General features: G+C 41.5%; 4 protein-coding genes. 2 read left to right on the top strand and 2 right to left on the bottom strand.

All coding sequences use genetic code 11. The features are described 5' to 3' along the window. The coding region (locus tag XEN7305_RS09495; protein WP_006509187.1) for an RNA-guided endonuclease TnpB family protein at positions 1–963 on the top strand (963 nt) is incomplete at its 5' end. A 174-nt stretch (positions 964–1,137) separates the two neighbouring features. Beyond that, positions 1,138–2,010: a helix-turn-helix domain-containing protein gene (locus tag XEN7305_RS09490; protein ID WP_006509186.1), complete on the top strand. Its 873-nt coding sequence runs from the start codon at positions 1,138–1,140 to the stop codon at positions 2,008–2,010. Here XEN7305_RS09490 and XEN7305_RS09485 read toward each other — a convergent pair. Then, a complete protein-coding gene (locus XEN7305_RS09485) occupies positions 2,007–4,751 on the bottom strand; it encodes a cation-transporting P-type ATPase (protein WP_052035159.1) in 2,745 nt (914 codons plus the stop codon). The genes XEN7305_RS09490 and XEN7305_RS09485 overlap by 4 nt on opposite strands. A gap of 201 nt (positions 4,752–4,952) precedes the next feature. Further along, the gene (locus XEN7305_RS09480) at positions 4,953–5,915 is read right to left on the bottom strand and encodes a pentapeptide repeat-containing protein (protein ID WP_006509184.1); all 963 of its coding nucleotides are present in this window, start codon (positions 5,913–5,915) and stop codon (positions 4,953–4,955) included. Between the last annotated feature and the right edge of the window lie 85 nt (positions 5,916–6,000).

Below are 6,000 nucleotides of genomic sequence, written 5' to 3'. Positions count from 1 at the left end.
AGAGATTTGCGAACAGCTTGGAACAATTACTTCACTAGCAAAAAAGGAGAGAGAAAAGGAAAAGAGGTTGGCAAGCCAAAATTTAAGAAAAAGCAATCAAGGCAAGCTATTAGGTTTGCAACCAATGCTTTTACTCTTCATTCTCAATCAGTCAAATTAGCAAAAATTGGGCATATCAGAGTAATTTTTTCTCGTCCACTACCAAGCAAACCTAGTAGTGTGACGATCATTAAAGATTGCGCTGGAAGGTATTTTGCTTCATTTGTTGTCGAGATTGCCCATGAGATTCTCGCTCAAACTAACAATAGTGTGGGAATCGATCTTGGGTTAACTCATTTCGCTATTTTAAGCAACGGAGAAAAAGTCGATAATCCTCGTCTTCACAAAAAAACTCTCAAAAAACTTAAGAAAGCAAATCGAAGACTAGCCAAGGCCAAAAAAGATTCTAATAGGAGGAGAAGAAGAAAGCTTAAACTGGCTAAAATACACGCCAAGGTAAAAGATCAAAGAACGGATTTCCTGCACAAGCTGACCACTAGACTAGTTCGCGAAAACCAAGCGCTAGCTCTAGAGGATCTCAATGTCAGTGGCATGGTCAAAAATCGCAAGCTATCAAGAGCGATTAGCGATGCTGGCTGGTCTAAATTCAAGACCATGCTAGAAGCTAAATGCGACAAACATGGCCGAGATCTAACTATTGTTGATAGATGGTACGCTAGCTCTCAAATTTGTTCTTGTTGTGGCAAGTCAGGAGGGAAGAAAGAGCTTGATGTTCGGGAATGGAGATGCCTGCATTGCGGCGCCATTCACGACCGAGATATCAATGCGGCAAAAAATATAATAAAAGAGGCGGGTGGGCAATCCGACTCAGATCAAAACGGACGTGGAGCGAGTGTCAGTCTGGCAGTGCCAGCAGTTTGCGTCGAAGCGTCAACCACCCCTATCCAGCTCACGCTTTTTTAGGGAATCTCCGTCCTTTAGCGGCACCGGAGGGCGGAGAGGATGTCAACAATCTTGAGTAGAACTATCATTTAAGATGAAAATGATCTCGTCTTACCTTGTCGTACATCTCAGCTTATTGAGCCGATCTAATCTCATAAGCGATGAGTCCATTCATACTCATATTGAGTTAGTTATATGGAAAAAACTGCCCTCTCCCAAGACCAAATGAATGTCTTAACCAGCCAGGTTAGCCCAATCCTAACGGGAGAACATATTCGGGTTCAGCATCTCCGTAATCCTCCTGGAGAGGGGCCTTATCATCAAGAGGGTAACCACACAATGTTCATGTCCCTAGCACCCCGCCCAATTCCCTACTTGCAAACTCAGGATGGTCAAACCCACACCGGGCTATATCGGAAGGGAGATCTGTTAATCACTCCAGCCAACACACCATTATTTGTTCGTTGGGAAGGGGATGAAAATTGCTTACAGATTCAGCTTACTGCGCAGTTTCTAAAAAGTGTCGCCAGGGAAAATCTCCAAAATGATTGCGATCGCCTTGAGCTCATGCCGACATTTCAAACTCGTGATGTCCATTTAGAAGCGATCGCCACAATGCTCTTTTCTGAATTGCAACAAAATCCCTCGGGTAATCAGCTTTATGTGGATTCTTTGGCAAATATCTTGGCCGTTAATTTACTCAGACAACATGCGACAACCAAACCAAAGTTACCAATTTATGAGGGAGGACTTCCCCAACGTCAACTTATGCAGATTTTAGATTACATTGATGCTCATTTAGATCAAAATCTCAAGCTGGAAAACCTGGCTCAATTACTCGACATGAGCCAATTTCATTTCAGCCGTCTGTTCAAACAATCTATCGGATTAGCTCCCCACCAATACCTGACTCAGCAACGAGTAGAGCGAGCTAAACAGTTGTTAAAACAAACAGACCAATCTATTGTCGATATTGCCTTACATTGTGGTTTTAATAGTCACAGCCACCTAAGCAAAAAGTTTCGACAAATTACAGGTGCAACCCCAAAATCCTATAGGGCAGGTTAGTTCAAAGCCGAAATTGATAATTTGTCACTTCTTGAAGGTGGATCAATAAAATTTGCTAAGAATGTTATGGGTATCATAGGCAACATGGGCAGTAAACAGATTAGCCATTGATTGATATTTAGTGGCGCTGTTTCAAATAAGACGTTCATCACACTCCATTGGCTAAAGATAATCTGCAAAATAACAGCCGTTACAACACCAAAAATTAGTATCGGTGCTTTAGCAACTACTGAATTTTTGCGGCGTAAATAATTAAATACCCCTATTCTCAACTGGCTGATACTGAGAAGGTAGATAATTCTTGCTGCCACTAATGCTTGAATTGCCATAGTACGAGCAACTGCAATATCTCCTGTTGTGGATTTAGCCCACTCAAACATGCCAAAGATCAAAATCCAGTTAAACAACGATACTATCAAAATCCGCTTGAATAATTTTTGGGTAAGTAGAGGTTCATTGGGATTACGGGACGGCTGTTGCATTAATCCCTGAGATTTAGGTTCAAATGCTAGAGGAACAGTCATTGTAATAGAGTTGATCATATTAAGCCAGAGGACTTGCAGGGAGAGAATAGGTAAATCTCTGGCTAACAAAGCACTTATTAATATGGTCATGGATTCGCCACCGTTAACAGGTAGGAGAAAGGCGATCGCTTTTTGTAAGTTTTGGTAGACAGTGCGACCTTCTTCCACAGCCGCTTCGATGGAGGCAAAGTTATCATCTGTCAGCAGCATATCAGCGGACTCTCTTGCCACTTCTGTTCCTCCTTTTCCCATGGCAATTCCAATATCTGCTTGTTTGAGGGCAGGGGCATCATTCACTCCATCTCCAGTCATTGCCACTATTTCTCCTTTAGACTGAAGTGCTTCAACTAACTGTAATTTTTGTATGGGAGAAACCCTAGCAAATACCGAGCCGTCTTCAACTGCCTGGGCAATTTCAACCTGGTTCATTTGTCCCAATTGCCTGCCTTCAAAAGCTAAAACCTTTCCTGTCTTGGTAATACCCATTTTCGTGGCAATCACCTGTGCGGTGGTAATATGATCGCCAGTAATCATTTTCACTTGAATTCCAGCACTCTGACAGGTATGAATAGCTGCGATCGCTTCTGGTCGGGGAGGGTCAATCATGCCCTGCAATCCCAAAAAAATCAAGTTTGTGTCAATATCCTCATGGTCTAGGGAATGCTGATGAAAATTCATTTCTTTTTTGGCAAAAGCTAATACCCTTAATCCTTGTTTTGCCATCATTGCTACTGCTTCTTCTATTTGTCTTCGCTCAAAAGGGACAATCTGATCATGACAATTGATCATCTGATTACAACGGCTTATCAAAGACTCTACTGATCCCTTAACATAAATCACAGGAAAATCCCCATCATGTAGAGTTGCCATATATTGGTACTGAGATTCAAAAGGAATCGCATCTAATCTTGGTTTTGAGGCAGACAGCCCAGATTGACTCAAACTAGCTTTTGCAGCTGCTGCAATTAATGCCCCTTCTGTGGGATCTCCCACAACCGACCAATCTTCCCCCGTCTGTTTTAACTGTGAGTCGTTACAGAGTACTCCTGCTATTAGACATTCTTCTAGCCCGAGAGGAAATTTAGTCTCAAAATATTTTTGGGGTTTGTCATTTTCTTGGCAATAAATCTCTCCTTTTGGACTATAGCCACTACCACTGACCGCATAATATTCATTTGCTACATAAATACTCTGTACCGTCATTTGATTTTCTGTAAGCGTTCCAGTTTTATCCGAACAGATAACCGTGGCATTTCCTAATGCTTCAACTGCAGGCAATTTCCGAATAATGGCATGACGACGTGCCATACGGTTGACTCCAATTGCCAGGGTAATGGTAACCACTGCAGGCAAGCCTTCCGGAATTGCACTGACTGCCAGTGCCACGGTAGCTTCAAACATATAAAGCCAGGACTCACCTTGCCCCAATCCGATCACGAAAGTTAGGGTTGCTAAGGTCAAAACCCCATACAGTAAAGTTCGACTGAATTTGGCAAATTTTCTGGTTAAAGGTGTGGTCAAATTTACTCTCTTTTCCATCGATTGAGAGATTTGACCGACCTCTGTATCATTGGCCGTGGCGACAACTATACCCTTGCCCTGACCGAAAGTAACAAAACTCCCAGCATATGCCATGTTTGTCCTTTCTGCTAGAAGTGTTTCTGGGGGCAGGGATGCGATAGATTTATCTACAGTCAACGATTCTCCTGTTAAAGCAGATTCATCCACCTGTAAATTACGAACTTGCAATAGCCTCAAGTCTGCCGGAACTTTATCTCCTGATGTAAGTAAGACCATATCCCCTGGTACTAAATCCTGGGATATAATTCGCAGTTTTTGACCTTCTCTTAGTACGATTACTTCTGTAGTTACAGAATTTGCCAGGGAGGTAATTGCTCTTTCTGCCTGGGCTTCTTGGGCATAACCAATTATGGCATTAATCACTGTGACACCCCAGATGACGAATGCATTTGTCCATGACCCTAAGATTGCTTTAATACCACCAGCTAATAACAGGATATAAAGTAAAGGCTGATGAAACTGGAGTAAAAATTTCAGCCAAGCTGGTTTTCCTGGTTTGAATTTTAGTTGGTTCCAGCCATACTTCTCATAACGAAGAACAACTTCTTCTGTGGATAAGCCCTCTTCTAAATTGCTATTAAAATGTTCAATAATTTCCTGCCCAGAAGCTTCATGATAAGAAAGAAAATTTGGCATTTTTTCTGGAACTGTCATTATGCCTCTCAGTTAAAAGCTAATGAATATTTAATTTATTAGTTATTCCCATTTATGCTTGTCAGCATTTTTTCATTATAAAAACTAACTATCTTTGATTTCATAAGTTTTCCATGAGAAGTTTCTTAGAAAATTTTTGTTGGGGCACTAAGCTGACAATGGACAGGTAAATAGGGTTTACATTTAAGGATGGACACTGCCATCTGGCATAATTGTCTCAGTTAAGTTGATTCCAGTGATTACACTTTGCTTTAGGTTTGCCCCTCGCAAATCAGCTTCTCGTAAATAAACATCAATTAAGCTAGAACCCACAAGAGTTACTTCCCGCAAATCGGTTTTAAAAAGCAAAGCAAATCTGAGATTCGCCTTTGCGAGATTAACTCCACTAAGATTTGCTCTTGTAAGATTGGCAGCGCAGAGATCAACTCTACTTGGGTGATTTGCTCCCGATCCATTGTCTCCTGAGATAGTACCAAAACTAGTAAAAGTTTCCCTTAATTTGGCTCCAGTGAGACTAGCAGATTTTAAATTAGCCTTGCGCAAATTAGCTCCCTTCATCGTGGCTTGAGTTAGATCAGCTTTGCGAAGATTACTCTCACTTAAATCTGCTTTGTTCAGATTTACTTGCGTCATATCGGCAGTGTGTAAATTCGCTTCACTCAAATCCGCACGACTTAAATCCGCCCCACTGAGATCTACTCCTGTCAAATCTGCTCCAGTCAGATCGGCGCGACTAAGATTTGCGCCACTAAGATCACAACCGCTCAGGTTGACTCCGCTAAGATTGGCATCAGAAAGATTAGCATTAGTTAAACAAGACTGATTAAGATTAGCCCCGCTCAAATCAACTCTCACCAAACTAGCGCCATCAAGATTGACCCAACTGAGATCCGCTTCTGAGAGATCTGCAGATTTCAGGTTAGCACCAATCAATTTTGAGCTGATTAATCTCGCATGAACTAAATCTGCACGGGATAGATTTGCTCTAGAAAGATTAGTTCCGCTGAGATTTGCCCAATCTAATTCAGTACGACTCAAATCTATTTCTTGAAGGTCCGCTTGGAGAATTTCTGCCTGATGAAGATCTGAACGACTAAAATCACGTTTTCCTGTTTTATAAAGCCATAGCAATTCTTCACCGTTCATGGTAATTTTTATCAGATAAAGGGCAAATTTAAGGAGATATAACTTTATAATTCCCGATCCCTACAATGAAAATTACATCTTCAAA

It is taken from the genome of Xenococcus sp. PCC 7305 (assembly GCF_000332055.1).
GTDB lineage: Bacteria > Cyanobacteriota > Cyanobacteriia > Cyanobacteriales > Xenococcaceae > Xenococcus.
The sequence above is the reverse complement of the archived record's forward strand: the minus strand, read 5'-3'. Positions and strand labels throughout refer to the sequence as shown.